The organism is Solimonas sp. K1W22B-7 (genome assembly GCF_003428335.1).
Classification (GTDB): Bacteria; Pseudomonadota; Gammaproteobacteria; order Nevskiales; family Nevskiaceae; genus Solimonas_A.
Genome location: NZ_CP031704.1, coordinates 4,072,217 through 4,098,279, shown reverse-complemented (window position 1 = coordinate 4,098,279; position 26,063 = coordinate 4,072,217). Strand labels below are relative to the sequence as shown.

Annotated in this window: 27 protein-coding genes; 17 read left to right on the top strand and 10 right to left on the bottom strand. The window is 66.0% G+C overall.

Translation table 11 applies throughout. The features are described 5' to 3' along the window. Positions 1 to 57 precede the first annotated feature (57 nt). Entirely contained in the window at positions 58 to 507 is a 450-nt protein-coding gene (locus D0B54_RS18515; RefSeq protein WP_117292962.1) for a helix-turn-helix domain-containing protein, read from the top strand. Here D0B54_RS18515 and D0B54_RS18510 read toward each other — a convergent pair. Both D0B54_RS18510 and D0B54_RS24425 read right to left on the bottom strand, forming a co-directional pair. Beyond that, positions 504 to 977, bottom strand: coding sequence for a hypothetical protein (locus D0B54_RS18510; protein WP_117292960.1), 474 nt, complete (start codon positions 975 to 977; stop codon positions 504 to 506). The genes D0B54_RS18515 and D0B54_RS18510 overlap by 4 nt on opposite strands. Further along, complete coding sequence (locus D0B54_RS24425; RefSeq protein ID WP_162932543.1) at positions 970 to 1,419, bottom strand: hypothetical protein; 450 nt, start codon at positions 1,417 to 1,419, stop codon at positions 970 to 972. The genes D0B54_RS18510 and D0B54_RS24425 overlap by 8 nt, the downstream gene beginning before the upstream one ends. Positions 1,420 to 1,600: 181 nt before the next feature. Between D0B54_RS24425 and D0B54_RS18500 the strand changes: the two genes are divergently transcribed. Further along, positions 1,601 to 1,849 carry a hypothetical protein gene (locus tag D0B54_RS18500; protein ID WP_117292956.1) on the top strand — a complete coding sequence of 83 codons (249 nt, stop codon included), beginning with the start codon at positions 1,601 to 1,603 and terminating at the stop codon, positions 1,847 to 1,849. An 8-nt stretch (positions 1,850 to 1,857) separates the two neighbouring features. Here D0B54_RS18500 and D0B54_RS18495 read toward each other — a convergent pair whose 3' ends face one another. Continuing rightward, positions 1,858 to 2,772 (bottom strand): AraC family transcriptional regulator, encoded by a 915-nt coding sequence (locus D0B54_RS18495; RefSeq protein WP_205527173.1) that lies wholly within the window; start codon positions 2,770 to 2,772, stop codon positions 1,858 to 1,860. 185 nt (positions 2,773 to 2,957) lie between these two features. On the opposite strand from D0B54_RS18495, the gene D0B54_RS18490 reads away from it, so the two are divergent. Continuing rightward, entirely contained in the window at positions 2,958 to 3,806 is an 849-nt protein-coding gene (locus D0B54_RS18490) for an oxidoreductase (RefSeq protein ID WP_117292954.1), read from the top strand. 64 nt (positions 3,807 to 3,870) lie between these two features. Here D0B54_RS18490 and D0B54_RS18485 read toward each other — a convergent pair whose 3' ends face one another. Continuing rightward, on the bottom strand, positions 3,871 to 5,052 hold the full coding sequence (locus D0B54_RS18485; protein WP_117292952.1) for a GGDEF domain-containing protein: 1,182 nt from the start codon (positions 5,050 to 5,052) through the stop codon (positions 3,871 to 3,873). A 196-nt stretch (positions 5,053 to 5,248) separates the two neighbouring features. Then, on the bottom strand, positions 5,249 to 5,680 hold the full coding sequence (locus D0B54_RS18480) for a GFA family protein (RefSeq protein ID WP_205527386.1): 432 nt from the start codon (positions 5,678 to 5,680) through the stop codon (positions 5,249 to 5,251). Positions 5,681 to 5,910: 230 nt separating this feature from the next. On the opposite strand from D0B54_RS18480, the gene D0B54_RS18475 reads away from it, so the two are divergent. Beyond that, a complete protein-coding gene (locus D0B54_RS18475) occupies positions 5,911 to 6,165 on the top strand; it encodes a hypothetical protein (RefSeq protein ID WP_117292948.1) in 255 nt (84 codons plus the stop codon). A gap of 72 nt (positions 6,166 to 6,237) precedes the next feature. Next, positions 6,238 to 6,468 carry a hypothetical protein gene (locus tag D0B54_RS18470; RefSeq protein WP_117292946.1) on the top strand — a complete coding sequence of 77 codons (231 nt, stop codon included), beginning with the start codon at positions 6,238 to 6,240 and terminating at the stop codon, positions 6,466 to 6,468. Positions 6,469 to 6,490: 22 nt separating this feature from the next. Here the strand turns inward: D0B54_RS18470 and D0B54_RS18465 are convergent, their stop codons facing one another. The 3 genes from D0B54_RS18465 to D0B54_RS18460 all read right to left on the bottom strand — a co-directional run bounded on the left by D0B54_RS18465 (position 6,491) and on the right by D0B54_RS18460 (position 7,774). Beyond that, entirely contained in the window at positions 6,491 to 6,829 is a 339-nt protein-coding gene (locus tag D0B54_RS18465) for a hypothetical protein (RefSeq protein WP_162932542.1), read from the bottom strand. After that, positions 6,826 to 6,990: a hypothetical protein gene (locus tag D0B54_RS24420; protein ID WP_162932541.1), complete on the bottom strand. Its 165-nt coding sequence runs from the start codon at positions 6,988 to 6,990 to the stop codon at positions 6,826 to 6,828. Before D0B54_RS24420 ends, D0B54_RS18465 begins: the two co-directional genes overlap by 4 nt. A 121-nt stretch (positions 6,991 to 7,111) precedes the next feature. Continuing rightward, positions 7,112 to 7,774: an XRE family transcriptional regulator gene (locus D0B54_RS18460; RefSeq protein ID WP_117292942.1), complete on the bottom strand. Its 663-nt coding sequence runs from the start codon at positions 7,772 to 7,774 to the stop codon at positions 7,112 to 7,114. A gap of 346 nt (positions 7,775 to 8,120) precedes the next feature. Here D0B54_RS18460 and D0B54_RS18450 point away from each other — a divergent pair, with 346 nt between their 5' ends. The 10 genes from D0B54_RS18450 (at position 8,121) to D0B54_RS18405 (ending at position 19,973) form a co-directional block, all read left to right on the top strand. After that, positions 8,121 to 8,585, top strand: a complete 465-nt coding sequence (locus D0B54_RS18450) for a hypothetical protein (protein ID WP_117292938.1) — start codon at positions 8,121 to 8,123, stop codon at positions 8,583 to 8,585. Positions 8,586 to 8,690: 105 nt separating this feature from the next. Then, positions 8,691 to 9,335, top strand: a complete 645-nt coding sequence (locus tag D0B54_RS18445) for a LysE family transporter (protein WP_117292936.1) — start codon at positions 8,691 to 8,693, stop codon at positions 9,333 to 9,335. A 103-nt stretch (positions 9,336 to 9,438) separates the two neighbouring features. Further along, positions 9,439 to 9,891, top strand: coding sequence for a DUF2834 domain-containing protein (locus tag D0B54_RS18440; protein ID WP_205527172.1), 453 nt, complete (start codon positions 9,439 to 9,441; stop codon positions 9,889 to 9,891). An 83-nt stretch (positions 9,892 to 9,974) separates the two neighbouring features. Further along, positions 9,975 to 10,406 (top strand): DUF695 domain-containing protein, encoded by a 432-nt coding sequence (locus tag D0B54_RS18435; RefSeq protein ID WP_117292932.1) that lies wholly within the window; start codon positions 9,975 to 9,977, stop codon positions 10,404 to 10,406. A 423-nt stretch (positions 10,407 to 10,829) separates the two neighbouring features. Further along, on the top strand, positions 10,830 to 11,180 hold the full coding sequence (locus D0B54_RS18430; protein WP_117292930.1) for a 2Fe-2S iron-sulfur cluster-binding protein: 351 nt from the start codon (positions 10,830 to 10,832) through the stop codon (positions 11,178 to 11,180). Positions 11,181 to 11,324: 144 nt separating this feature from the next. Next, a complete protein-coding gene (locus D0B54_RS18425) occupies positions 11,325 to 13,820 on the top strand; it encodes an efflux RND transporter permease subunit (protein ID WP_117292928.1) in 2,496 nt (831 codons plus the stop codon). 68 nt (positions 13,821 to 13,888) lie between these two features. Continuing rightward, entirely contained in the window at positions 13,889 to 15,271 is a 1,383-nt protein-coding gene (locus D0B54_RS18420; protein ID WP_117292926.1) for a DUF1329 domain-containing protein, read from the top strand. A gap of 74 nt (positions 15,272 to 15,345) precedes the next feature. Next, the gene (locus D0B54_RS18415) at positions 15,346 to 16,323 is read left to right on the top strand and encodes a WD40/YVTN/BNR-like repeat-containing protein (RefSeq protein WP_162932540.1); all 978 of its coding nucleotides are present in this window, start codon (positions 15,346 to 15,348) and stop codon (positions 16,321 to 16,323) included. A gap of 50 nt (positions 16,324 to 16,373) precedes the next feature. After that, on the top strand, positions 16,374 to 18,515 hold the full coding sequence (locus D0B54_RS18410; RefSeq protein ID WP_117292922.1) for a DUF1302 family protein: 2,142 nt from the start codon (positions 16,374 to 16,376) through the stop codon (positions 18,513 to 18,515). Between the two features lie 78 nt (positions 18,516 to 18,593). Continuing rightward, complete coding sequence (locus D0B54_RS18405; protein ID WP_117292920.1) at positions 18,594 to 19,973, top strand: DUF1329 domain-containing protein; 1,380 nt, start codon at positions 18,594 to 18,596, stop codon at positions 19,971 to 19,973. Between the two features lie 6 nt (positions 19,974 to 19,979). On the opposite strand, the gene D0B54_RS18400 is transcribed toward D0B54_RS18405, so the two are convergent. Continuing rightward, positions 19,980 to 20,882, bottom strand: a complete 903-nt coding sequence (locus tag D0B54_RS18400) for a metal-dependent hydrolase (RefSeq protein ID WP_117292919.1) — start codon at positions 20,880 to 20,882, stop codon at positions 19,980 to 19,982. A gap of 85 nt (positions 20,883 to 20,967) precedes the next feature. Further along, entirely contained in the window at positions 20,968 to 23,748 is a 2,781-nt protein-coding gene (locus tag D0B54_RS25090) for a LuxR C-terminal-related transcriptional regulator (protein WP_162932539.1), read from the bottom strand. Between the two features lie 212 nt (positions 23,749 to 23,960). Between D0B54_RS25090 and D0B54_RS18390 the strand changes: the two genes are divergently transcribed. Together D0B54_RS18390 and D0B54_RS18385 are read left to right on the top strand one after the other, a co-directional pair. After that, positions 23,961 to 24,434 carry a hypothetical protein gene (locus tag D0B54_RS18390; RefSeq protein ID WP_117292915.1) on the top strand — a complete coding sequence of 158 codons (474 nt, stop codon included), beginning with the start codon at positions 23,961 to 23,963 and terminating at the stop codon, positions 24,432 to 24,434. A 175-nt stretch (positions 24,435 to 24,609) separates the two neighbouring features. Further along, positions 24,610 to 26,061 carry a coniferyl aldehyde dehydrogenase gene (locus D0B54_RS18385; RefSeq protein ID WP_117292913.1) on the top strand — a complete coding sequence of 484 codons (1,452 nt, stop codon included), beginning with the start codon at positions 24,610 to 24,612 and terminating at the stop codon, positions 26,059 to 26,061. Positions 26,062 to 26,063 lie beyond the last annotated feature (2 nt).

The following is a 26,063-nucleotide window of genomic DNA, read 5'->3' as shown; positions in this document are numbered from 1 at the left end:
CGGAAGCCGGCGGCCCATCAGGCATACTGCCGGCCCCTCCTTTTGCCTGTCCCGTCCATGCCCAACATCGCCACCCTGCTCAAGAGCGAAATCACCCGTCTTTCGAAGAAGGCCGCGCGCCAGAGTACGGCGCCGCTGCAGGCTGCCAGCAGCTCGCAGCGTCACCAGCTGGCGACGCTGAAGAAGCAGGTGCATGTGTTGGAGCAGGAGGTGGCCAAGCTGCGCCGCCTGGTGGGCAAGACCGCTGCCGTAGCGGCCCCGTCCACAGCCGAGGATGGCGAGAAGGTCCGCTTTTCCGCCAAGGGCCTCAAGTCCCTGCGCAGCCGCCTGGGCCTGAGCGCCGAGGACTTCGGCAAGCTGATCGGCGTCACCGGCCAGTCGGTCTACAACTGGGAAGCCGAAAAGACCGTGCCGCGCCAGTCGCAGGTGGTCGCCATCGCCGCGCTGCGCGGTGTCGGCAAGAAGGAAGTGAAGGCGCGGCTGGAGCAGCTGGCCGGTCAGGGTTAGTTCGTCGGCGTTCGCTGGCGCCGCGCAGCACGCAGGCAGCGCAGCGCCACGATCACGCAGGACGCCAGACTGCACCACAGCAGCATGGCGACAGGCGGCTGCGGTGTCGCCGGGTTCGCCAGCAGCATGAAACCCAGCACCGGCAGGACCGGCAGGGCGCCGATGATGCCCAGTGCCAGCAGCGCACGGTGCACCACGCGTCCCTGGCTGAGGATGGCCCGGAGCAGTCCGTAGCACCCGAGCAGGGCCAGCAGCCCCGGGCCGGTCAATTCAAGCAGCAGCGGCAGTTCCGGATGATCCGGCAGCTTTTCCAGATTCCTGGCGCATTCCACCAGTGCCGTCAGCCACATGGCGCCCACCGCCAGCATGACCGGCGCACAGGCGAGCAGTTGCACCAGCAGGAGCAGGGCTGCCCGGTGATCCGGGCCCCCATCCTGCGGCGGCGGATGCCGGGCTCCGGTCTCAGTCATGGCGCAATCGCAGCAGGTAATGCAGCGCCAGGCCGAGGCAGGCTGCCAGGCTGCAGAAGAGCAGGCGCAGGAAAAGGATGTCCGGTTCCATGGAGCTGCGGTCGGGCTCCAGCGCGAGGGTGACCAGCATCGGTGCGGCCGGCAGCAGGCCGCAGATCAAGGCCAGCCGCGGAACCCTGCGGCCGTTGCTCAGGATGGCGCGTACCAGGCCGTAGCTGCCGATGAGTGCCAGCAGCATTTGCGCTGCGAAGCTTGCGTCCCTGCTGCTGTTGAGCAGGCGGGCTGGATTTTCCAATAGTCCTGGCAGCAAGAGCAGGCCTGTCAGACCCAGGCACCCCAGAATGGGCGCGCAGACTGCAAGTTGCAGGCTGACCCATACCCAGTCGTTGTCGCCGTACTCCTGTTTCGCGAAGACTGATCCGCCTTGCTGCAGGCTGTGCATTTCTCTTCCCCTGTCCGGTGCCTGCAAACAGGGTAGGGAGGCGGTTTGCAGCGGTTGCGCAGCGGATGTGGAAATTTGGTGCAGGGGCGAAGCGGCTCTTCGATCGGCCGCGTCCTTGCCTGTCGCCGCCGCTTTGCAGGAGCATGCTCCCGACAGCGTCGGGGCTTGGGGAACGGGACGAATGGATTCTGCGGAACATGCGCGCGCCAGGCGCGCCAACAACCGGGTGGGACTGGTGGTCTTCCTGCTGTTCCTGGTCTGGCTGCCGCTGTACCTTATCTGCCTGATGCCCCTGGTCAATGCCAGCGTGCAGCCTTACCTGCCCGCACTGCCGGACAAGCTGCACCTGGTACCGATCTTCGTTCCGGTGGTATTGCTTGCACTGGTCTTTGCGAGAATCTGGCCGGCGCCCAGGCCACCGCGATCCTGAGCGGGTTGTCAGGGCGCGGTCCACAACGCCAGTGTCTGCTTCATCTCCAGCGCCTCCTCGGTCGGCGTGCGGCCGAACAGGCGCTTGAATTCGCGGCTGAACTGCGAGGGGCTTTCGTAGCCCACCTGGTTGGCTGCCGCCGCCGCGGTGATGCCGCCGCGCACCATCAGCAGCCGTGCCTGGTGCAGGCGCGTGGATTTCAGGTACTGGATCGGCGAGGTCGAGGTGACATTGCGGAAATGCACGTGGAAGGCCGGCACGCTCATGCCGGCGTCGCGCGCCAGAAGCCCCACGTCGAGATTGCCCGGGTACTCGGCATGGATGCGGCGCAGGGCCTTGGCGATCTTGCCGAAGGCTCCGCCTTGCACCAGTGCCGCGCGCAGCGCCGGGCCCTGTTCGCCGCTGAGCACGCGGTAGTAGATTTCGCGCAGGATGCCGGGACCCAGCAGCCGTGCCTCGGCGGGGCTGCGCAGCATTTCCAGCAGGCGCAGCAGCGCGCCGGACATGGCTTCGTCCAGCGGCGTGCACATCATGCTGCGCGGTAGTGCCTCGCGCCGTTGCGACTCGTCCAGCGCCAGCGCCAGCTCCGCCACCTCGGCGGGATTGATGCGCAGCGTGATGCCCAGCAGCGGCTGGCGCGCACTGGCCTCGGTTTCGGTCAGGAACAGCATCGGCACCGTGCTCACCAGGTAGCTGCGCGCGTCGTAGGTGAAGCGGTCGTCGCCGAGGAAGCCGCGCTTGCGGCCCTGCACGATCACGCAGATGCAGGGCTCGTACATCACCGGCATGCGCGCCAGTGGACGGTCGGAGCGCATCAGTTGCACCGGCTCCAGTGCGCAGCGGGTGTAACCCTCCCCCGGCGCCAGTTGCGTCATCAGCTCGACCATGCGCTGCTGCGTCGGGGTAGGGGCCGCTGCCTTCATTGGAATCTGCCAGTTTTCAGGATCAGGTCATATTCTTGGCTTGAATGTGCCCCCATATCCAGCATGACGATAGGATTAGGCAAGACTCTGCAAACATCTGTGTATTCGCGAAAGCATCCCCGCTTCCTAGGATGGCTGCACGCCGATCGGGTCCGACCGGCAGCCACTTTCCAAGGAGCAAACCCATGAGCAACAAGATCTGGTTCATCACCGGCGCCTCGCGCGGCATCGGTGCCGAAATCGCCAAGGCGGCACTGGCGGCGGGCGACCGCATCGTCGCCACCGGCCGCGACCGCGCGGGCCTGGAGAAGCTGTACGCAAGCTACGGCGAGCGCGTGCTGGCGCTGGCGCTGGACGTGGCGAGCGAGCAACAGGCGCAGGCGGCGGTGGCGGCCGCGCTGGAGCGTTTCGATCGCATCGACGTGCTGGTGAACAACGCCGGCTACGGCCAGCTGGGACTGTTCGAGGAGATCGAGCCGGCCGACATCGAGCGCCAGTTCGCCACCAATGTCTTCGGGCTGATGCACGTCACCCGCGCGGTGCTGCCGGCCATGCGTCGCCAGCGCGCCGGCCATGTCTTCAACCTGTCGTCCATCGGCGGCGTCACCGGCTTCAAGGCCTGCGCGGTGTACAGCGCCACCAAGTTCGCGGTGGAGGGCTTCAGCGAGTCGCTGGCGCAGGAAGTGCAGCCCTTCGGCATCCACGTCACCGTGGTGGAGCCGGGTTTCTTCCGTACCGACTTCCTCGACGCCCGCTCGGTGCGTTACGGTGCACGCCGCGTGGAGGAATACCACCAGCTCTCCGGCGAAATGAGCCAGGCCTACGAGGCCTACAACCACCAGCAGCCCGGCGATCCGGCCAGGCTCGGGCAGGCCTTTGTCACCCTGTCGCGCGCGCCGAATCCGCCGCTGCACTACGCCGCTGGCAGCGATGCCCTGGAGTACATCGGCGGCGCCATCGAGCGCCGTGCGGCCGAACTGCGGCAGTGGCAGGCGCTGACGCTGTCGACCGATATCGTGGCGGCTGCAGCCTGAGGAGGACCAGGGAAAAAGCCCGCGCGATGCGGGCTTTTTCATGAACATCCGGTCGTGCCGTCGCTCAGGCCGCTGCCGCGGTGCCGTTGTCTGCTGCCGTGATCTCCACGCGGTTGCGCCCGCCGTGCTTGGCGGCGTACAGCGCGCGGTCGGCGCGGGCCACCGCCGCTTCAATGCCCTCGCCGGGCCGGAACTCCGCCACGCCGATGCTCACAGTGGTGCCGCAGACCGCCTCGCCGACGCGGATGCGCACACTCTCGAAGCGTTCGCGCAGGCGCTCGGCCACCGTCGTCGCGTCGGCCAGGCGGGCATGCGGCAGCAGCACGCAGAACTCCTCGCCGCCGTAGCGCGCCAGCAGGTCGCCGGGGCGGATCATCTCGCCGGCGGTGGTGGCAAAGGCGCAGAGCAGGCGGTCGCCGGCCTCGTGGCCGTGGTTGTCGTTGATGCGCTTGAAGTGGTCCAGGTCCAGCAGCAGTATCGACACCGGCACGCGGTCGCGCTGGCAGCGCAGCACCTGGCGGCCGGCCAGTGCACGAAAGCCCGTGCGGTTGAGCACGCGCGTCAGGCCGTCGCTGTGGGCGATGCCGGTGAGGCGGTTGGCCAGGCGTTCGTTGGCCATCATCAGCAGCGCCAGGTTCCACACCGTGACGATCAGCAGTGCCGCCAGCGCGGCGTAGGTGTGCATCGGGTGGGTGATCGCGAATTCTTCCGGCTTGCGCGCGTGCTCCAGCATGTACAGCGCACGGTCGCCCATGAAGGCGCAGGTGAGCAGGAACACCAGCATCGCCAGGCGGCGCATGTTCAGCGGCTCGGTTCGCTGCGCGCGCCAGGCATCGGCAAAATTGGCGCCGGCGAACAGCAGCATGAACAGCGCCACCGTGCAGGTGCGCGCCGGCGGGTTGTCGCGGATCGGCCCGACCACGGAGAACAGCAATACCAGCACCACCGGCGCCAGCCACACCAGCGACCAGCGTATCGGCTGTCCCGAGAAGCCCCGCAGCCCGGCCCACATCAGCGAGTTGGACAGGATCAGCAGGCCGTTGGCCAGGGCAATCGAGGAGAAGTCCGAGATCACGCCGCGCAGGCACAGCAGGGTGCCGCCGATGGCGCCGGCGACGTTGGAAAAGCCCCACAGCAGCAGGCCCGCTTCCGAACGCCGCAGCTGCCACATGGCCAGCTGGAACAGCCCGAACACCAGGTAGGCCAGCACCGTCACCACCAGCAGCGTCGGCAAATGCAGGCTCATGGCGCTGCCCCCCAGGGGAGCGCTTCGCGTGGCGACAGGGCGGCGTTGCCCTGCTGGCTGGGCTGGTTCATGTCCTGGGGCCCATCCTGCCACGGGTGGGGTCTACTGCAAAAAGCAGGGTGCCAAAAGTGAGACGGGCGTCACAGATTTGGCCGGCAGTCCCCATGGGCAGGTCCAATCAGCGCTGAGCCGCGCTTCAGCGCTTGCCGATCGCCGGCGGGCGTTCCGGGTACTGCGGCAGGGTGTCGTGGATCGCATGCCAGTCCGCCTTGGACGCCACGTAGATGTGCGCGCCGGGGCCTTGCTGCAGCGGCGTGTCGATCGTGCCCATGCGCACCCGCACCATGTCCGGCAGCGCGTCGCGGCGGCTGATCAGGGGTGAGCCGCAGTTGCCGCAGAAATCGCGGTGCACGCCTTCCTTCGTGCTGAAGGTCTTCAGCGAATCCTGGCCGGAGACGATCACGAAATCCTGTGCCGCCACCACCGCGTTGGATGCGAACGCCGAGCCGCCGGCCTTGCGGCAGCGCGAGCAGTGGCAGTAGTAGGCCGGGCCCGGATCGCCGCGGATTTCGTAGCGGATGTTGCCGCAGAGGCAGCTGCCGTGGAGCATGGGTGGTCCTCGCTGTATCGCGTTCGGAATCTTGCCGGAAACTGCGTCCGGATGTTGCGTGGACTGCGCGCCGGCAAGGCGCTGGCCGTCGGCCATGGAAACCTGGGCGACCTGGCGCGGATCGATGATCCGGTGCGCTCGCTGGCGGATACTGCCCGGCTGATTCGGTCGTCACGTTGTCGGCATCCGCCAGGCTGATGCAGCATTCCGGCGTATGGCGCCGTCGGCGCGTAGCAAAGGGACACGAAATGAATCGCGACGCGATCAATGCCTTGCTGATCCTGGGGGCGCTGGGCGCAATGGCGGTGGCTTACTGGCTGCTCGACACCCATTCGGTCCAGGTGCGCAGCTTCTTCGTCATTGTCACCATGGCGCTCCTGCGCCAGCTGTTCCGCGGCCTCTGGCAGGACCCCGTGGCCGAAGCAAAGCCCAGGACGCGCATACAGCCGCAGGTGGGCGCTGTGCGCCAGGCGCCATCGCTGGACAAGCAGCGTGAGTCCTGACGCGGCGCGCAAGCGGGTCGATGCCCCCGTTCCGGGTGCGCCAGGCCGTGAGCGTGACGGCGGTGGCGCCGCTTGAACCGGGACGATACCAAGGCCCTGCTGCATGTGGTCCTGTTCGTCGTGATGGGGCTGGGCGGCTGGCTGTTCGACCCCGACAATTCGGTCTTCGGGATCTTCTGCGGCATGTTCATCGCCTTCTGGCTGCGTCTCTTTATCGACAGCCTGGGGGAGTCGCCGGACGAAGAGTACAAGCCGCTCCCGCCGCCGCCGCCGGCCAAGCCGGGAAAGCGGCGGGATTCCTGAGGCCGGGGCCGGAATCCCGCGATCACCCCAGGGCTGCCCGCGCATAGCACAGCACCGCCTCGCGCACGATCCGCCCGATCTCGCGGTCGGCCGTTTCGTCACTGCCCAGCATCGCGGCGCGGATATGGCTGGCGAGGCGGCTCAGCGTGGTGTTGGCGCTGTCGCAGTCGGTCAGGGCCTCGGCGACCAGGCTGCGGCCGTCGCTGAAGGCACCGGTTTTCAAGTCCAGCGCCGCGGCGATGCGGCGGCGCTCGGCGGTTTCGGGATTGATGCGGACGCCTGCGCCCGACAGGTCCAGCTCGGGCAGTGCGGTGTCGTCGGCGCCGTACAGAGGCGGGTGGGCGAGGCTGCCGTCCATCATTCCACCTCCAGGCAGGACAGGGGTACCACCGATTCGCCGGCGGCGGTGATCACCGTGGCGTGGCGGCCGTCCACCCGCAGGACCTCGGCGAGGCGGTTTCGGAGGCGGCCGTGGCGGATACGGGCGGTGTCGCCGGGGAGCAGTGCGGGGGTGTTCGGCATGGCGGGTTTTCCGTAGTGGGACTACGGCTTTAGTATACGGCATGCCGTACTCATTTCATAACGGAATTCCGTAATTATTGGGCCGACTTGCCCTCTCTGCCGGATAGCCATCCAGAGCGGATCACCCGCCCCGCCAGGCCACTCTTCCAATGATGTTGATCGCCTCGATCTCCTGGCCGCGGTAGATCTCGGCCTTGTCGGGGTCGGCGGCGCTGATCACCCTGAGGGCGCCGTCGGCGCGGAAGGACAACTGCTTGACGCGCAGGTCGTCGCCGAAGGCCAGGCCGTAGAACTCGCCGTCGACCACGCGGCGGTCGTCGAGGTTGATCATCACCACGTCTTCGTTGCGGATGTAGGGCGCGTTGCTGTCGCCGGCCACCTGGTAGATGCGGCAGCGGTCGGCGCGCAGGCCCTTGTCGGCCAGCCACTGGCGACGGAAGGCGAAGTGCCGGTCCACCTCCTCGAATTCCCAGGACACCCGGCCGGGGCCGCCGGACAGCATGGCGCCGCGCACCACGGTCACGCGGTCGTACTTGTCCTCGAAGCTGGCGTCCAGCAGGTCGCCCTGCTCGACGCGCATCGGGCCGCTGCCGGTCTCCAGCCAGCGTGCGCGCACGCCCAGGAACTCGGCGATGGCGTGCAGCTTGGTGCTGCTTTCCTGCTCGCCGCGCTCCAGGTCGTAGAGCGTGCTCACGGCCAGGCCGACGGCGTCGGCGAGCTGTTTCACGCCCACCACCGGGGTATGCGCCTTGCGCGCGGATTTAATTCGTTCTCCGACAGTCATCTAGCAAATATACGGAATTCCGTTGCAAAAATCCATTGCGCCGTATGTACGGAAAACCGTAAAATAGCGGTATGCACAACATCTGGATAGAGCGGGTCTTGTGGTGCGAGCGGGCAGGGCTGAGCCGGGCGGAAATCGCGGACAGCTGCGGCCTTTCCTATTCCTCTCTGGGCGATTTGATGCGGGGGGCGACGCGGGAGCCGCGCGGCATGGCGGCGGTGCGCTTGTGGCAGCTGTCGGAGCGGGCGAACCAGCGGGACGAGGCTGCCGGGGCCGACCCCGGCCCGATGCCGCCGTCCGCCGCCGGACGACAGTTGCGGGTCGGCGGTATCCAACGGAGCAGCGCATGAAGTCCTACGACAGCGGCCTGACGACGGAAGTGATCGCACGCCTGCAGGGCGACGCCTGGCTGGACCAGATGCTGGACAACTGGGGCCGCTGGGCCCGCGGCGGCGAGATCGGCGGGCCCCAGGTGTACACGGCCTGTGCCTCGGCCGAGCGCCACTACTCCGCGCCGCCCTGGGACAGCGAGGATGCGGGGGACCAGGACCGGCCCGACCCGCTGGCCGGCGAGAGCGTGGACATCGCCTGGCGGCGCCTGCCGCAGCTGCAGCGACAAGTGCTGCGTGGCGTCTACGTCGACCCGCCGCGCTGGCGCCTGCGCGTGGAGCAGGGCCGCGACCTCAGCGCCGGCGATGCCGACCGCCACCGTGCCCGCGAGCTGCGCCTGCCGCTGGCGCTGATGCTGGAAACCTATGCCGCCGCGCGCGTGCGGATTTCCGGGCTGCTGCGCGACGGCGTGATGCGCTAGCGCGGGGCAAGGGCCGCCGCGCTTATCATCGAGCCCGGCAGCCGTGCCGCGCGATGACGACGAGATGACGATGCGAGCCCTGCGGGCGATTCGATTCCAGGCCCGATGAGTGCCGCAAGCCTGTTTGCGGCGGTGCTGGCCGCGCACCTGCTGGCGGTGATCTCGCCCGGCCCTGACTTCGCGGTGGTGACGCGCCAGACCCTGCTGCACGGCCGCGCGGCGGGCGTCTGGACCGCGGTGGGTATTGCCGCAGGCATCGTCTTCCACGTCAGCTACGCCCTGTTCGGACTGGGCTGGCTGATCGAAGGGTTTCCTTCGCTATTGCTGCTGCTGCGCGGGATTGGCGCGATATTCCTGTTCTATCTCGGCATTGGCGCGCTGCGCTCCCGGCCGGCAGCAGGCGAGGCCCAGGTGCCGGAGGCCGCCGCCTTGCCGTCGGCGGGGCAATCCTTCCGCATCGGCCTGCTGTGCAACCTGCTCAATCCCAAGGCCGTACTGTTCTTCGTGTCGCTGTTCGCGGTGATGATCGGGCCGGATGCCTCGTACTGGCTGCGCCTGGCCCTGGCGGCCTGCATCGTCGGCAGCACCGCCGCATGGTTCTGCTTCCTGGCGATGGCGTTGAGTGCCGAGCGCGTGCGCACACGGCTGCTGCGGCACCGGCACTGGGTCGACCGTGCTACCGGCGCCGTGCTGGTGGGGCTGGCGCTGGGAATTCTGGCTGGGCTGGCTGGGGCTGCGATCCAGGGATAAGCACTTCATTCGGACGATACAAGCCGCCTGGGGCGGGCAGAACATGGGTCCGGGCCGCTCGCGGCCCGCATCCATACAGGCGTCGTCAGGGGGAGGGCATCCGATGTCGTTCAGCGCACATGAAACGTTCTACATGATCCTGGGGCTGGCCACGATCGTGGCGGTGTTCTGGTTCAACCGCGATCTCTACGGCCGCGATGCGAAGCTCGGGGTCTCGGGGCTCGAAGGGGTCTACTACCTCACCGCCGTGGCGGCGCTGCTGGTGGGCTGGTACTTCAACATCGTCTACATGCGCGAGTACAAGGACGTGATGGGCTGGTGGCACTGGACCACGCTGCTGTTCGTCAACCCGGCCTCGGCCTCCGGCGGGCAGGACCTGATCTTCGCGAACGTCGTACTGTTTCCGCTGTGGACGCTCATCGACGGTCGCCGCCGCGGCATGAAGGCGGCCTGGTTCTATTTCCCGATGAGCGTGGTGACCAGTTTCGCCTTCGCCATGGCCCTGTACCTGGCGGTGCAGGAGCGCCAGCTGCGCAAGCGGCCGGAACTGCGCTAGCAGGACGCCGTGCATGCCAACGCAGGGGGCGCTACGCTTCGTCCCCACGGGCGCCGTCGCGCGCTGACAATCCGGGGAAAAACGTGGCGAGCGAAGCGGAAGAAGAGTGGACCATGATCCTGCTGGAGGTGGAGGACGAGCGGCGGCTCTACCGCATGCGCCTGGCCCCGCCGGAAGCCGTGGATCCCGCCCGCTTTTGCGAGAGTGTCATCGTCGAATGGCGCTACGCGGACGCCGGCCTGCCCGATCGCGAAACCAACGCCGCCATGATGGCCTTCGAGGAACTGCTGGACGCGCTGGACGATCCCGCCGGCAACAGCCTCATGCTCCACGCCTACACCGGTGCCGGCATCAAGGAATGGTGCTACTACGCCAGGGATTACGCGCAGTTCATGCGCGACCTCAACACCGCGCTCAAGGGCCAGCCGCGCTTCCCCATCGAGATATTCCACGACCATGATCCGGTGTGGAAGTACTGGAACGGCATCAAGGAATTCGCGACCCGCAAGGAGTAGCGTGGGCGAGGCGCCTGTCCCGTCTCCGGACTTGCCGGGCTGAGAATTCGCGGCGGCGTTGTGGCGCAACAGGAACGCTTTCAGTCCCTGCATGAATCTTTCGCTGGCCAGGATGCTGGCATGATCTTCCGGCTCGATCCGGATCATCCGCACCGCCAGATTGAGCTGCACCAGCCGTTCGACCGTGTCCCCGGGGTCGTCTGCCACCGGCGCGGGACCTGTTTCCTGCGACGCACACTTCGCGATCCTCCGTGCTTCACCCGCCCGCCTTCCGGGTGGAAATCCGTGTTTTCCAGAGATACCCAACCTGTTGATGGGGGGAAAGCTCCGTGTCCGTTGTTCTAATCCACAGAGGATCGCGACTGCGAAATTCATCGCATCGACCGATCGTGCCGCCTGTGCGTGCAGAACCGGAGAACACAAATGACCGATTCAATCGAAGCTGTCGCAGGTAAAACCGTGCGCATCCGCTATGTCGACAGCGCCGGGTGCGCGCACGACATCAGCGCTGCAGTAGGCGAAACATTGATGTCGGCGGCGACCAGCCATCTGATCGCCGGTATCGGTGGCGACTGTGGCGGCAATTGCGCCTGCGGTACCTGCCGCATCCGTGTCGATCCGATCGTAGCGAGAACCGCCCGCCCGCCTGACCTCGCAGAACAGGAGCTGCTGCAGTTCCTGGGGGCGCCCGAGGCGGGCCTGCGGCTGGGTTGCCAGATCGCGGTGACCCGGGAATTCGACGGCGCTACGGTCGTCGTCGCCGAGGCCGAGTAGCCCGAAACCCATCCGCGTCGCCGGCAGCTACCCATCCGAAAGATCGGTGATTTGCCCCGCTTGCGGCCGGACGATTCATCCATCGGGCCGTCAGTTGCGACCAGCCGTCGAGCGGTCGGCGCCGGACTATAACCAGGAGAAGCCATGAAGCCACTGCGATTCAGGATCGCGAAATGGGTGATGCAGCACCGGACCGCCTCGACGGTGCTGTTCGTACTCGTCACGCTGTTCTTCGCCGCGGGCCTGCCGAATGTGCAGCTCAAGACGATCTTCTCCGATCTCCTGCCCAAGGACGATCCCTACGTCCAGGTGTTCAAGGACCATCCGAACTTCGGCAACCCGCTGACCATGACCATCATGGTGAAGCGCAAGGACGGAGACATCTACAACCCCGTCACGCTGGCGAAGGTCTGGAAGCTGACCCGCGACATCGACCTGGCCCCCGGCGTGGACCACGACCAGATCCTTTCGATCGCCACCGAGAAAGCGCGCTACGCGGAGGCGACGCCGTTCGGCATCGACATGCGTCCCCTGATGGGCGACAGGGTTCCGGACAGCAAGGCCGAAGTCGCGGATTTCCGCCGCCGCGTCGAGCAGTCGCCCAACGCCCGTACTTTCCTGATCTCCAACGACGGCACGGCGACACTGATCAATGCGACCTTCATCGAGCAGCGCCTCGACTACGGCGAAGCCTTCGATTTCGTGCACAAGCTCGCCACCGAGGCGCGCGATGCCGATCACGAGGTCTACGTGGCCGGGCAGCCGATGCTGACCGGCTGGGTCTATCACCTGCAAAGCCAGACCTTCGGCATCTTCGCGGTGACGTTGACGGCGCTGGTGGTCGCACTTGCGCTGTACATGCGCAATATCGTCGGCGTGGTCACGCCGATCCTGACCAGCCTGGTGGCCGCGATCTGGGGTTTCGGTCTGACCGGCTGGATCAAGTCGCCGATCGAGCCGCTGCTGATGGTGGTGCCGCTGCTGCTGGTGGCGCGTTCGTTCTCGCATTGCGTGCAATTCACCGAGCGCTACTACGAGGTGTACTGGCACGTGAAGGATCGCGTGAAGGCGGCCGAGATCACGATGGGTGTGATGATGGCACCCAGCATCCTCGGGATCTTCACCGACATCGTCGGCGTGTTCCTCATCGCGCTGGCGCCGATCCCGGCGATGGAACGCTTCGCCCTGTTCTGCGGCTTCTGGTGCATCTGGCTGATCCCCACCGGTGTCGTGCTGATCTCGCTGCTGCTGTCGGCCCTGCCGGCGCCGCGCAACGTCGGCCGGCTGATCGGCAAGGAAGGCGACTCGGGCATGCACAAGGCGTTCAAGAAAACCCTTGGCGGCCTGTCGAAGCTGACCTACGGCAAGACCGCACGCCTGACGACGGCGGTCGTCGCGGTGATCTCGATCTTCGCGGTCTACACCGCGCTGCAGATCAGGATCGGCAATCCGGTCGAGGGCAGCAGTTTGCTGTGGGAGGACTCCGAGTTCAACACGGCGGTGCGGCAGATCAACAGCCACTTTCCGGGCGTCAACACCCTGGAAATCGTCCTCGAAGCGAAGGACATGGACAACCCGAACCGCGTCGCGCGACAGGCGGAAACGGTGATGATCGCCCAGCAGCTGCAGGTGCTGATGGAGCACAGCGCCGCGCCGCCGCGCGCCGACCTGTCCTTTGCCGACTACATGATGGAGGGCAACCGGCTGTTCTCCGGCGGCAACCCGAAGTGGTACGCACTGGATCCCACTGATCGTGCGATCAGCGCCGCGGCCACGGCGGTGACCTTCGGTACCAATGCCAAGAACTTCTCGCACGTGGTCGACTTCGAGCAGCAGCATTCCACGGTGTCGCTCTGGTACCAGGACAACAAGCAGAGCACGGTGACCGCGGCATTGGCGGCGGCACGCGATGCGGTTGCCAAGGTCGGTGCCGACCACAAGGATTTCACGGTGCGCCTAGGCACCGGCACGATCGCGCTGCAGGAGGCCACCAATCACGTGGTGGAGCGCTATCACTGGGTCATCATCGGCCTTTTGAACCTGGTGATCTTCATCGGCACCAGCTGGGCCTACAGATCCCTGGTTGCCGGCCTGATCCTGCTGTTCCCGGTCAACCTCGCCAACTTCATCCTGAACGCGTCGATGCACATGATCGGCATCGGCCTGGACATCAATTCCCTGATGGTGGCCGCGATCGGCGTCGGTGTCGGCATCGACTACGGCATCTACCTGCTGTCGCGCATCTGCGAGGAGTTTCACGCGCACGACCAGAACTGGAGCCGCGCGATCGATGCCTCCCTGACCACGACCGGCAAGGCGATCATGTTCACCGCCTCGATCATGTTCATCGGCATCGTGCCCTGGTACTTCCTGTCCGCGCTCAAGTTCATGGCGGACATGGGCCTGCTGCTGACGCTGACCATGCTGATCAACATGGTTCTCGCCCTGGTCGTGCTGCCACTGCTGGTCTGGCTGGTGAAGCCGGAGTTCGTGAAGCGCAAGGACCTTCTCGTCGGAGAGGGCGTCGACCTGTCGCTGTTCACCGAATCCGGCGACGGCACGCCGGAACCCGAGACGTCCGAGAACCAGGACGATCCGGCGGACCTGCTGCCGGCGCGGCTGCAACCGGAACCCACCTGATGACCGGCGGCTTCGTGCCGCCGGTCGTGCATACATCCCGATTTTCAAAAGCGTGAGGAGAGAAAGACATGTGGATCAAGAAATACGATTTCAACTACGGCCGTCGCATGCTTCTGGAGAAGGCGGCCAAGGGCGCTGCCGCTGCCGGTGTCCTGGCACCGCTGTGGCCGGTACTGGGTGAAGCGGCCGACATCGGCAAGGTCTATCCCGACGAACTCACCTCGATCGAGATGTACACCAAGGGCAAGATCAAGACCGGCGACATGATCACCTCGGCCAACGTCGAGGTGGTCAAGGAACTTCTGGACCCCATCGTCTATCTGCAGATCAAGAATCTCGGCCGCAAGATCAAGATCAGAGCGACCACGCGCGACGTGACGACCATGTTCCCGGCGAGCTTCCTCGAGGCCAGCCTGCGCAACCGCGGCAAGGCCAAGTTCGGTGCCGACGGCAACATCTACGGGCCGGACGGCGGCCCCTGGATGGGTGGCGCGCCGTTCCTGGATCCGAAGACCGCACAGGAGGCGATCGGCAACCTGGCGCTGAGCTGGGGCAAGCACGACTACTGCCAGTACGCGATCCGCGAGACCGACATCTCGCCAGAAGGCAAGATCGCCTACAAGTACGACTTCTGCTGGGCCGAGCTGCAGGCCACCAATCGCATGGACGGCAAGATCTTCCAGAACAAGAAGGAGTTCATGCGCTACCAGACGGTGCTGTTCACCTCGTCGCAGGACGTGGCTGGCAGCTCCTTCCTCAGCATCTGGTACTACGACCAGCGCAAGTATCCGGATCTCTACGGCTACCTGCCGCAGTTCAAGCGTGTGCGCCAGTTCCCTACCAACCAGCGCTTCGAGCCGCTGATCCCGGGCGTGACCTGGTTCCTCACCGATCCCTGGTATGCCGGCGATCCGATGCTGACCTGGGGCAACTTCAAGGTCATTTCGCGCAAGCCGATGCTCGGTGCCTGGTCCGGCAACTGGGCCGGCAAGAGCAAGAACTGGGAGAAGGGCGTGCATGGCGGCGCCAAGGGCCTGACCTTCTTCGACACCGAGTACGAGCTGGCGCCGGAGGTTCTCGAAGTCGAGATGGAGCCGACCGGCTATCCGCGTGCGCCCTGCAGCAAGAAGCGCGCGTGGATCGACGTCCGCAACGGCATGTACTGCGGCGAGGTCCGCTACGACCGCAACGGCCAACCCTGGGTTAATTTCGAAACCGGCTCCGGGCAGATGGTCGACGGCGACAAGGTGATGCTGGAACCGGGCCGCAAGACGCCCGAATGGTCCTGGACCTACGTGATGTGCCACGACATCCAGGCCAACCGCATGAGCCGCGCCGAGCATGCCGAGGAGATCACCGGCGGCTACAAGAGCCTGCTCCGTGGCGACAGCGACGAGATGTACAACCGCTTCTTCACGCAGCAGGCGATCCAGCGCCTGGGATCGGTCTGAGTCGATGGCGGCCGCGCCGGGCCATCGGCTCCGCGCGGCCACCGTACCCAGGCCGCAAACACGGGAGAGCCAAAATGAATCGAGATTTACGGACGGCCTTTTGCGCCGTCGTGCTATCGCTTGCGGGCATCTGCGCGGCATCTGCGGCGCCGAAGCTGACGCAGGTGACCGGCGGCACGCTCCATCAGGCCCTGCTGGGCGTGGCGTTCGACGGCAAGGTGGGCGTAGCGGTCGGCGCAGGCGGTGAAATCCAGGCGACGCAGGACGGTGGCGCGACCTGGACAAGGGCAGCATCGCCTTCGCCGCTGACATTGCTCGGCGTCGATGTCCGCGAGTCGCTCGGTGTGGCGGTGGGGCAGATGGGGTTGATCCTGGTGCGTGACGGTGGTTCCGGTTGGGCGCAGATGGCCAGCGGCACCCAGGAGCGCCTGCTGTCGGTGTCGATCAACGCCAGGGGCGATGCGATTGCCGTGGGGTCCTTCGGCACGGTGCTGGCCTCGTCGGACCGTGGCCGCAGCTGGACCTCGATCGCGCCCGACTGGATGAGCTTCATGGCCGCGCAGGGCGAGGGCTTCCAGCCGCACCTGTACGCGGTGCAACTCGACGACCAGGGCACCGCCACGGTGGTCGGCGAGCTCGGCACGATCCTGCGCTACAGCGCGGACAGCCGACAATGGACGCTGCTGCACAAGGGCGATCCGGTCAATCACAAGGACGATGCGTCGCTGTTCGCGCTGGATATCCGCGCCGACGGTATCGGCTATGCCGTCGGGCAGGACGGAACCATCCTGCGCAGCAGCGACGGGGGTCTGTCGTGGAGGTCGACGCGTCTGGCCGCCAAGTCGATCCTGCTCGGCGTGAGTTCCGCTGCCAACGGGCATGTGCTGATCACTGCCATGCATGCCATGTACTTCAGCCGGGACGACGGCAAGACCTGGCGCCGTTTCACCGACGCGGCGGTGGCCTCGTCCTGGTATGTCGGCGTGGCACGTCCCGAAGGCGGGACACCGCTGGTCGTGGGCAACGCCGGGAAGATTCTGCGATTCGAGTGAGCGGCTGCGGTATGCGGATTCGACGAAGCAAACAATATCAGGAGAGCGTAATGCGCAGCATCGAACATATGCAGGGGCGGCGTCACTGGGGAGCGGTAATCCTGCTGGGCTGTGCCGTCGGCGCGGTTCAGGCCCAGGGGGAGACCCCTCCGGCTGAAGTGCAGGCGACCGAGTCCCAGGCGGTCGAAGCGGTTGCGACCGAGCCGCAGGTGCCGGAGCCGCAGCCGATCGAGGAGCAGGCGGTCGAATCCACACCGGACGAAGGGTTCTTCGCGGGGCTGTTCGGCAGCGACTTCGACATCAGCTTCGGTGGCTTCATCCGTCCGGAGTTCGCGATTTCCACGGGCTCCGAGAATCCCAACAACCAGCGCGGCAATGTGTTCAACAAGCGCACGATACAGCGCACGGCGTATGCGCCGCCGGCGCTGCTGGGGAACATCACCGGCGGGCTGGGCCTGCCCTTGCCCGACATCGGGACCTGGAATACCTTGCCGCTGACGGTCCTGGGCTTTCAGGACGAGGTGCGCCGCCCGGTGCCGGAATCCGGCAATACCTTCAACATGCACTATGTGCGCGCCGAAACCGAGGTGGCGGTCAAGTTCAACTCGAACTGGTCGATCATCGGCCGTATACGCGGACTCTTCGATCCGGGGCACTACAGCCAGTTCGATGCGGCGAGCGTCGCCGACCTGCAGGGCGGTGGCATCGCCGGCGGCGACCCGGCCTTGTACCAGGGCGCACCGAACTACTTCCAGTACCGCGTGGAGGGCGACAAGAGTCCGAATCCGCTGGAATGGTCCGGCGACGACTACATGGTGTATTTTCCGGCGCTGCTGCTGGACTACACCAATGGTCCGCTCAACGTTCGCATCGGCAACCAGCAGATCGCCTGGGGGCAGGCGATCTTCTTCCGGGTGCTCGATGTGCCGGACGGCATCGACTACCGGCGTCACTTCATCCTCGACCGCGCGGTCGAGGAGTACGGCGACAAGCGCGTGCCCTCGCTGGCGATCCGCGCCACCTTCCAGGCCACCGACAATATCCTCGCGGATGCCTACGTACAGAAGTTCCAGCCGACGATCTACCCCAATCCCAACACGCCCTACAACATCATCCCGACACAGTTCACGATTCACGACATGTACGCGGCCGGCAAGTACGACAACGAGATCAGCTACGGTCTGCGCCTGAAGGGCGACTACGGCCAGTGGGGCTTCCAGGCGGTGGCGGCGCGGCGCTTCAACCCGGATGGCGTATTCCGCTGGACCGAGTCGGGTGTCAACCGCGACTTGCCCAACTCGGGATTGGGCGGGCTGGTCAATGCCAGCTACGCTGTGTCGGGTCAGTACGGCAGCACCGGCGAGGCCCTGGCACATACGCCGTTCGAGGTGGCGCCTGGTGGCGTGTATTCCGCCAACGAGTGGTTCTACTACGCCGCAGATGCGCGGCTCGCGGGCACCGACGGCCTGAACTCGGCGGTCCTGGAGTTTCCGGCAGTGCAGGATCTCTATGCTTCGGTCGCGGGCAACTATGAAGAAGCGACGCACGAGCTCAACACCTTCTTCATGGCAGCCGGCGGCAGTCTGCGTGGTCACCTGGCGCGAGAATATTTCCAGGAGACCAATCTCGGCGGCGGCATCAGCTACGTCAACGAGGGCGAGCCCGGCAGCTTCTTCGACCAGTTGATCTTCAACCTGGAAGCGATGTACGTGCCGGACCGCAGATTCACCAACCCCTCGCTGAGCCGCAATTACCTGAAGGAGCGCGAGCTGACCGTCGCGCTGGTGATGGACAAGTGGCATCGTTTCTTCAACGAGTTCCCCGGCACCTATATCGTGTTCCAGGGCATGCACAAGACCAAGAGCGATCTGGTGGGCCGCTCACTCAAGGGTTACGGCGGCAGCGAGCAGGAACAGTCGCCGGGCCAATCGGGCGGTTCGAACTACCTGGTGATGGCCTTCCTGCAGCCCTTCCCGAACCAGATCTACCAGGTCGAGTTCGCCACGCTGGTGGATCTGAAGGGCGGGGCGCTGCTGCAGCCGGGCCTGCGCTGGAAGCCCAGCGGCGACGTGACGGTCGAGGGGTTCTACACCTACATCAACGGCGACCTGGGCGGTAATCCCAACGACAACGTGGTGTCCTCGCTGGGTTTCGCAGATGAATTCACGCTGCGCCTGACCTATCAGTTCTGATTCTCCGTAACAGCTCCTCCATTGCCGGCGTCCGCTTGCCCCGGCCGCCGGCTCTTTTTGTCCTGACGGGATTCCCGCATGAAGTTCCTGCGATACGACCGCGCCTGTAGCCGGCGTCACTTCCTGGCGCAGACCGCACGCGGCGTCGCCGCGGCAGGTGTGCTGATGCCGCTATGGGATGCGATCGCCGCCAGCGGCGATGCCGCTGCCGCCTACCCCGAGGAACTGCTGTCGATCGAGATGTACACGCGCGGCAGGATCAAGACCGGCGACGAGATCACGGCGGCCAATGTCGAGTGGGTCAAGGACCTGCTGGAGCCTATCAAGTATCTGCAGGTTCGTGACATGGGGCGGCGACTGCGCGTGGCCAGGACGACGACGGAGATCCTGCGCCTGAGCCCCTGGGAGTATGTGGAGGCCACGCTGCGCAACAAGGGCCAGGCGCGTTTCGCAGCGGACGGCAACGTGGTGACGGCGGAGGGCAGGCCGTGGATCGGCGGCAATCCGTTCCCCGCCGCGCAGTCGGCGCTGGAGCTGTTCGCCGGGCTGACGCTGAGCTGGGGGCGCCACGATGCTTCGTTCTACGCGGTGAAGGAATACGACCTGTCGGCGGAGGGGGACGTGCTGTTCCAGTACCAGGCGGGTTGGTCGGAGCTGTCGCCGGTCTGCCGCGTGTCGCTGCAGCCGCGGCCGTACTGGCCGGGCAAGGAGGACAAGCTGCGGTATCAGTCGATCTTCTTCCAGACGCCCGACAGCATCAAGGGCACGTCGTTCCTGAACGTCTGGCCCTACGACCAGCATCGCTTTCCGGATCTCTACGGCTACCTGCCGGCCTACAAGCGCATCCGCCAGTTTCCCACCGACCAGCGTTTCGAGCCGCTGATCCCGGGCTCGACGCTGTATCTCTCGGATGCCTGGACGGCGGGCGATCCGCTGTATACCTGGGGCAACTATCGCATCGTCGGCCGCGGTCCGATGCTGGCGGCCGTATCCGGTGCGTGGAATGCCCAGCATCCGAATTGGGAGCACCGCGTCCACGGTGGGCCCAAGGGCAAGACGTTCTGGGACACCACGGTCGAACTGGTGCCCGAGGCGATCGCGGTGGAAGCCGAGCCGGTGAAGTTTCCGCGCGCACCGATCAGCCGCAAGCGCGTCTGGTTCGATGCACGCACGCAGCTGCCGATCGCCATGGTGTCCTACGACCGCCGTGGCGAGGCCTATCGCTCGTTCGACGGCGCCTACGGCCTCTACGAGGCGGGCGCAAAGTCCTTCATGGATGGCGCGCATCCGTACTGGTCCTGGGGGCATGTGCATGCCTTCGATATCCAGACCGGGCGCATGACGCGGCTGGAGCAGGTGCGCGCGATCTCCGGCGGACACGCGACCAGCGTCAACGATGCCGGCATCTACGAGAAGTACCTGACCAGTGCGGCGCTGATGCGCCTGGGCGCGGTGTGAGCCCGCTCAGGCCGGCTCCACGCCCATGATCCGGGCCATCTTCGCCCGGTCGATCTCCAGCACGTCGCCGCCGCGGCTTTCATAGCGGCGCCAGGCGATCTGGATCGGGTTCTGCTGCGTGGTGACCAGCGGATGGCGGCGCGGGTGGTAGTCCTTGCGGAACACCGGCAGCGCGCTCTTCAGCAGACGCAGCAGCATGAGCCCGCAGAAGCCCAGCCGGACGGCGCCGCGGAACGGGTTGCGCAACCAGCCCTCGACCCGCGCCATGTGGGTATAGGCCTTGATGGTTTCGCCGGCGATGTGCGCCAGGGCCTTCAGCACCATCCGCTTGCGATACAGCTCGTCGTCGCCGTAGAGGTGCTTGTAGACCTCGAAGGCCACCGCACCATGCTCGACCTCCTCGACCTGGTGCCAGACCCACATGGCCTTGATCACCGGCTCGGAGTCGGCGAACCAGCGATCGTAGTTCTGCAGGATGATCATGCCGGCGAGGAAGGTGAAGGTCTCGTAGCCGGCGGTGTAGCCGACCAGTTGCCTGAGCGAGTCCTTCTTCGCGTGCTCGGCGAAGTAGTCCCTCGCTGCCGCTTCCATCTGGGCGACCCTGGGATAGCGCAGCGCCAGCACCTGGTTGAGATGGATGAAGTTCTTCGCGTGGTGGGCCTCCTGTCCGATGATCGCCGAGATATCGCGCAGCAGGCGTTCGTCCTTGATCTGTGTGCGTGCCTTGGTCAGCGCGCGGACCAGGTAGCGTTCGAAATAGGGCACATGGATGCCCAGCGCATTGATGAACATCGAGAATTCCGGGCAGGTGCGGCTCCAGACCAGATCGCGCGAGCGGATCTTCTCGACCTGGAACTGCAGCGGACGCACCGGAAAGGCGTCCATCGGGTGTTCCGAAACGGGCTTCATGGCTTTTTCTCCTCCGGCTCTGGGAGCACACGGGGATTGTTCGCCAGTGACGACCGTCGGGCACCGAACTTTTGGCGGGGACGCCCTAGATCAGCGTCAGCTCCCGCGCCCGGGTCGCGGCGGCGGTGCGGTTGCGGACGCCGATCTTGGAGTAGATGTTGTGCAGATGCCATTTGACCGTGGCTTCGGAGATCAGCAGGGCATCGGCAAGCTGGCGGTTGGCGAGGCCGGCCTCGACCAGGCGCAACAGTTCGATTTCGCGCAGGGTCAGGGCCTCCGAGGATATTCCGGGATCGACCGCGTCGGGATGGGTGCCACCGCGATTCGGTTTTTCGCCGGTCAGCAGCGAGATCAACCGGCCCTCCATGTCGCGCTTGGCCTGCAGGTCGCCGCCTGCCGCTGTGTCGGCGCGGCGCTGGTCGATGGCCTGCAGGATCGGCAGCAGCGCGCGGCCGGCCGAGGCGATGGGATAGGTATGCAGTTCCGGCGTGCCGAGACTCAAGGCCCGATCCAGTTCCCGCACGGCCTCGGCTCCGCGATCGCTCTGCCACAGCGCGACGGCCTTGAGGGTTCTCTGGGTCAGGTTGACACCGCCGCCGGCCTTTGCCGCGGGGGAGTTCTGCAGCAGGTTGAGGCAACGCAATGCGCCCTCCGGGTTGTCCTCGGCGAGCAGCAGGCGCGCTTCCATCAGTTGCAGGGCGTCGCGCGAGCCGCGCGAGCTGTCGGCGTTGCGTACCGAACTGCTGTCGTCGCGCAGGCGTGCGCGCTGCGCGGTCTGCAGCGCGCCGGAAATATCGCCGGCCCGCAGCTGCAGGGTCACTTCCTCGATCGCCAGGTTGAGAAATAGCCGCGGCTGGCTGGTACTCAGAGCCGTGTCTTGTCCCTGCATCAGCACACGCCGCGCGGCGTCCAGGTCGCCACGCCAGGCGTGGATGCGTGCGTCGTTGCGGATCGCCACCAGCAGCGGTTCCAAGGGTCCGAACAGCGCGGTGAACGAGCGGCCCGTTTCCATGTAGGTCTTCGCCTGGTCGAACTCGCAACGCTGCGTGGAGATGTCGGCATTGAGCAGGGCGGCCAGCGCGGCCGAATAGCTCTTGGCGGTGCCGCTCTCGGTGCCGGCGACGTTCTCCGCGCGGTGCCCGTGCTCCTGAGCAGTGCGCAGGCGCCCCAACTCCACATCGGCGACCCCGTGCAGGAAATCGGCCCACACCGTGGCATAGGCCGCGCCGGCGCGATGCCCGTACAGGTAGGCGTCGGCGGCGGCGCGTGCGCTGCTTTCGAATTCGCGCCGGGCGAAGTGGCTGTATCCAATGCAATTGCAGATCGAGGCGATCAGGAATGGCTCGCTTTCCGGAATCTGTTTGCGCAGCTCCTGGCTGCGGGAGATGCATTCCTCGATCTCGTCCGAGCAGGCCTTGGCGATCGCCTGGATCACGCGCGCCAGCAGCTTCAGGCGATGCCTTTCGGCCTCGCTGAGTCGCCAGCCGTCGTTGTCGTCGCGCAGACGCTGCAGGACGCGGTCGGTGAGAGCCATGGCGAGGTCGGTGTCGCGCGAGAACGCACGCGACCACGCATGGCTAAGGCCGATCTCGGGCCGGCGCTCGTGGTACGGGGCTGGCAGGCGTCGCATCCAGTCGAGGATCGTGTAGTGGTCGCCATGGGCCTGCGAGACCATCGGTGCACGGTCGGCGATGAGATCGCTGGCCTTCTCGTAGCGGTGGCCGTCCAGCGCGTACTGGATCGCCTCGGTGGTCTGGCCCTGGGCTTCGCACCATTGCGCGGCGTGATCGCAGACCTGCAGGAAGGCCTCCGGATTGCTGCGCTTGAGTTCGTTCTGCAGGAACTCGGCGAACAGATGATGGTAGCGGTACCACTGCTCGTTGCGGTCCAGCGCGATCACGAAGAGATTGCTGCGGGCCAGGTAGGCCAGCATTTCGGCACTGTTCGGATGGCCGGAGGCGGCCTGGCACAGGTCGGGCGACATGCGCCGCAGCGGCGCGGTCAGCAGCAGGAACTTGCGCACGGCCTCGGGCTGGCTGCGCAGTACGGCCTCGACCAGATAGCTGGTGAGATCCTTGTCGCGTCCGGAGAACTGGTTGATCAGTTCGCTCGCCGGACCGCGATGCCGGCGCAGCGCCAGCGCGGCGAGCTGTAGGCCGGTCGGCCAGCCCTCGGTGGTCGTCAGCAGCGTGGCCAGGTCCTCCGGCTGCAGGCTCAGCTCGTGCGAGCGCAGCAGGAAATCGGCGGCCTGCGTGGAATCGAAGTTGAGCTCGTCCTGTTCGACCTCGGCGAGCTGGCCGGAGATGCGCTGGCGGGCCAGGTCCAGGGGCAGGCGCGCGCGGCTGGCGATGATCGTGCGGACCGATGGCGGCGCGTGCGCGATCAGCTTGTTGATGAAGCGCAGGACGCGCTCGTCGCGGATGTGCTGGAAGTCGTCGAGGAAGATCGCGGATTCGCCCCGCAGGGCGGAAATCTGCGCGATGAGGTTGTCGAACAGCACCTCGAAATCGCGTGCCGGATTGGCACGCTGCAGTGCCAGTTCGCGCTGGGCTACCGGCATGTCCAGTGCCGCCAGTGCGGAGATGAAGTAGGTGGCGAAGGCCGCGGGACTGTCGTCGTCCGCGTCGAGACTGATCCAGCAGGTGCTGACTCCGCCATCCCGCAGGGCTTGGCGCAGCTGGGCCATCAGGGTCGACTTTCCGGAGCCCGCCGCGGCGACAATACTGATTACCGTGCGCCTCGCCTCGCCGTTGAGCAGTCGATCGACCAGCGCCTTGCGCGAAATCAGCCGGGAATCCAGTTCGGGTGGATTCAGCTTGGTCGTGATCAGGCTTTCGGGCAGCGCCCCCGTGCTTTTCCTGGACATCTGCAGTCTCCTCGGTGCATTCCCTGTAGCGCCGGCGAAGGCATTCGCCATCGTTCGGCGGCGGGCGGGCTCGTCTGTTGCGAAGGGTGGCCGTCCACTGCAGACGATCATAAACCCTACCTTGAGAGCTCCCACCCCAACCTTTCGATGGGGGCGCGGGCGGGCGGGCTCCCTATGATCCAAGCGCACCAGAACCAAACGTGGAGAAAAATATGCATTACCTACATTCGACCCGGCTGATCAAGCATGGGCTTGCCGCGATGCTGGTGTCCTTGCTCGGCGGCTTCGTGTTGCTGTTCTCCATGATCGGCGCGATTTCCTTGTCGCCGTTGCCGGTGTTCATCGACGTAGCCGTGCCGGGAACCCCCCAGGGTTGGCGCATCGTGCATCTAGGAATGATGATGAACGGGCTGATGGCGATCCTGCTCGGGGCCTGCCTGCGCTGGTTCTCGCTGCGAGGCAGCGATGCGGCCTGGGTTTGCTGGGGGACGATCGTCGCGGTCTGGGGCAACTTCTGTTTCTACCTGTTCGGCATGTTCGCGCCGAACCACGGCTTGACGCTGCAGGCCAATCGCCTGGGCGAAGCCAGCCTCGCAGGCGCGGTGGCTTTCTTTCCGGCGCTGCTGGGCGCCGTGACCCTGTCCGTGGCGGTGGTGTTGCTGCTGCGCGCCAAGCCGCTGGACTGAAGCGTCGCCGGCGGCGGCTGGCTTGCCTTTGCCGCCTGCAGGAATCCCTTCCCCCACTTGGCCCAGGACGAGCCCATCGACTGGGTTTTTTTTATGGGCAGACCTTTCGATCGGGGAAGTGGCCGGCGGCATCCGCGAGAGTGTGCGCATCATCGCAAAGCAGGAGTGCCGGAAAATGAGTGCAGTTTCCATCGAAAGGGATATTGCGGGTTCGACGAGGCAATCCTCCCTGCGAGCGATATTCAATGCGCAGCGCATGGCTTTCGAGCGCGACAGCAATCCGCCGTTGCAGGTGCGCATCGACCGGCTGCGGCGCCTGCATGCGCTGATCGTCGAAAATGCGCCGGCGATCATCCAGGCGGTGGCGCAGGATTTCGGTCATCGCTCGACCGAGGAATCGCGCATTGCCGAGATCGGCGGCACCGTCGCCAACATCCACTATGCGATCCGCAACCTGCGCCGCTGGATGCGATCGCGCCGGCGCTCGACGTCGATCTGGTTCCTGCCAGGCTCCAATAGCGTGCTGCCGCAACCGCTGGGCGTGGTCGGCGTGATGGCGCCGTGGAACTATCCGGTGAATCTCGCCGTAGCGCCGCTGGCCTCGGCCCTGGCGGCCGGCAACCGCGCCATGGTCAAGATGTCGGAACTGACCCCGGCAACCACCGAGACCCTGAAGCGGCTGATCGCGCTGGCCTTCGACGAGAGCGAGATCGCAATCATCGGCGGCGATGCCGGCGTCGCCGCCGCGTTCTCCAGCCTGCCGTTCGATCACCTGCTGTTCACCGGGTCGACCCGCGTGGGACGGATGGTGATGGCTGCCGCCGCGCAGAACCTGACTCCCGTCACGCTTGAGCTGGGTGGCAAGTGCCCGGTCATCGTCGACGCCGACTACCCGATCGAGGAAGCGGCGCACCGCATCCTCTGGGGCAAGACCTTCAATGCCGGGCAGACCTGCGTGGCGCCCGACTATGTCCTGCTGCCCAAGGGCAGCCTGGCGGCATTCGCCAGCGCGCTGTCGCGGCACTACTTGGCGCATTTCCCGCGCGGTGCCGGCGAAAGCAGCTATAGCTCGGTGATCGATCCCCGCGCCTACGAGCGGCTGCAGTCGCTGGTACAGGGTGCACGCGAGGCGGGTGCCGTGATCCAGGAGATCGAGCAGCACACGCCCGATCACGCGGCGGCGCGCAAGTTCCCGCTGACCCTGGTGATCAATCCGCCGCCCGACTCGCGGATCATGCGCGAGGAAATCTTCGGGCCGGTCTTGCCGGTGTTCGAGCACGACGGCCTCGACGATGCGATCCGGCGCGTCAACGCCGGCGAGCGCCCCCTGGGGCTCTACTACTTTGGACGCTCGTCGGAACGGCAGCGCGCGGTCCTGGATCGGACCGTGTCGGGCGGCGTGTCGATCAACGACGTGATGCTGCAGTTCCTGCAGGTCGATCTTCCTTTCGGTGGCGTGGGTGCCAGCGGTTTCGGCCGCTACCACGGCCAGGAAGGCTTCGAGACGTTTTCCCATCTCAAGCCGGTGTTCATGCAGCGTGGACTGGGTTCGTTCACTGGCCTGAAGCTGCTGTACCCGCCCTACGGCAACCTTGCCCGGCGCCTGATCGGCCTGATGGGGGGCTAGGC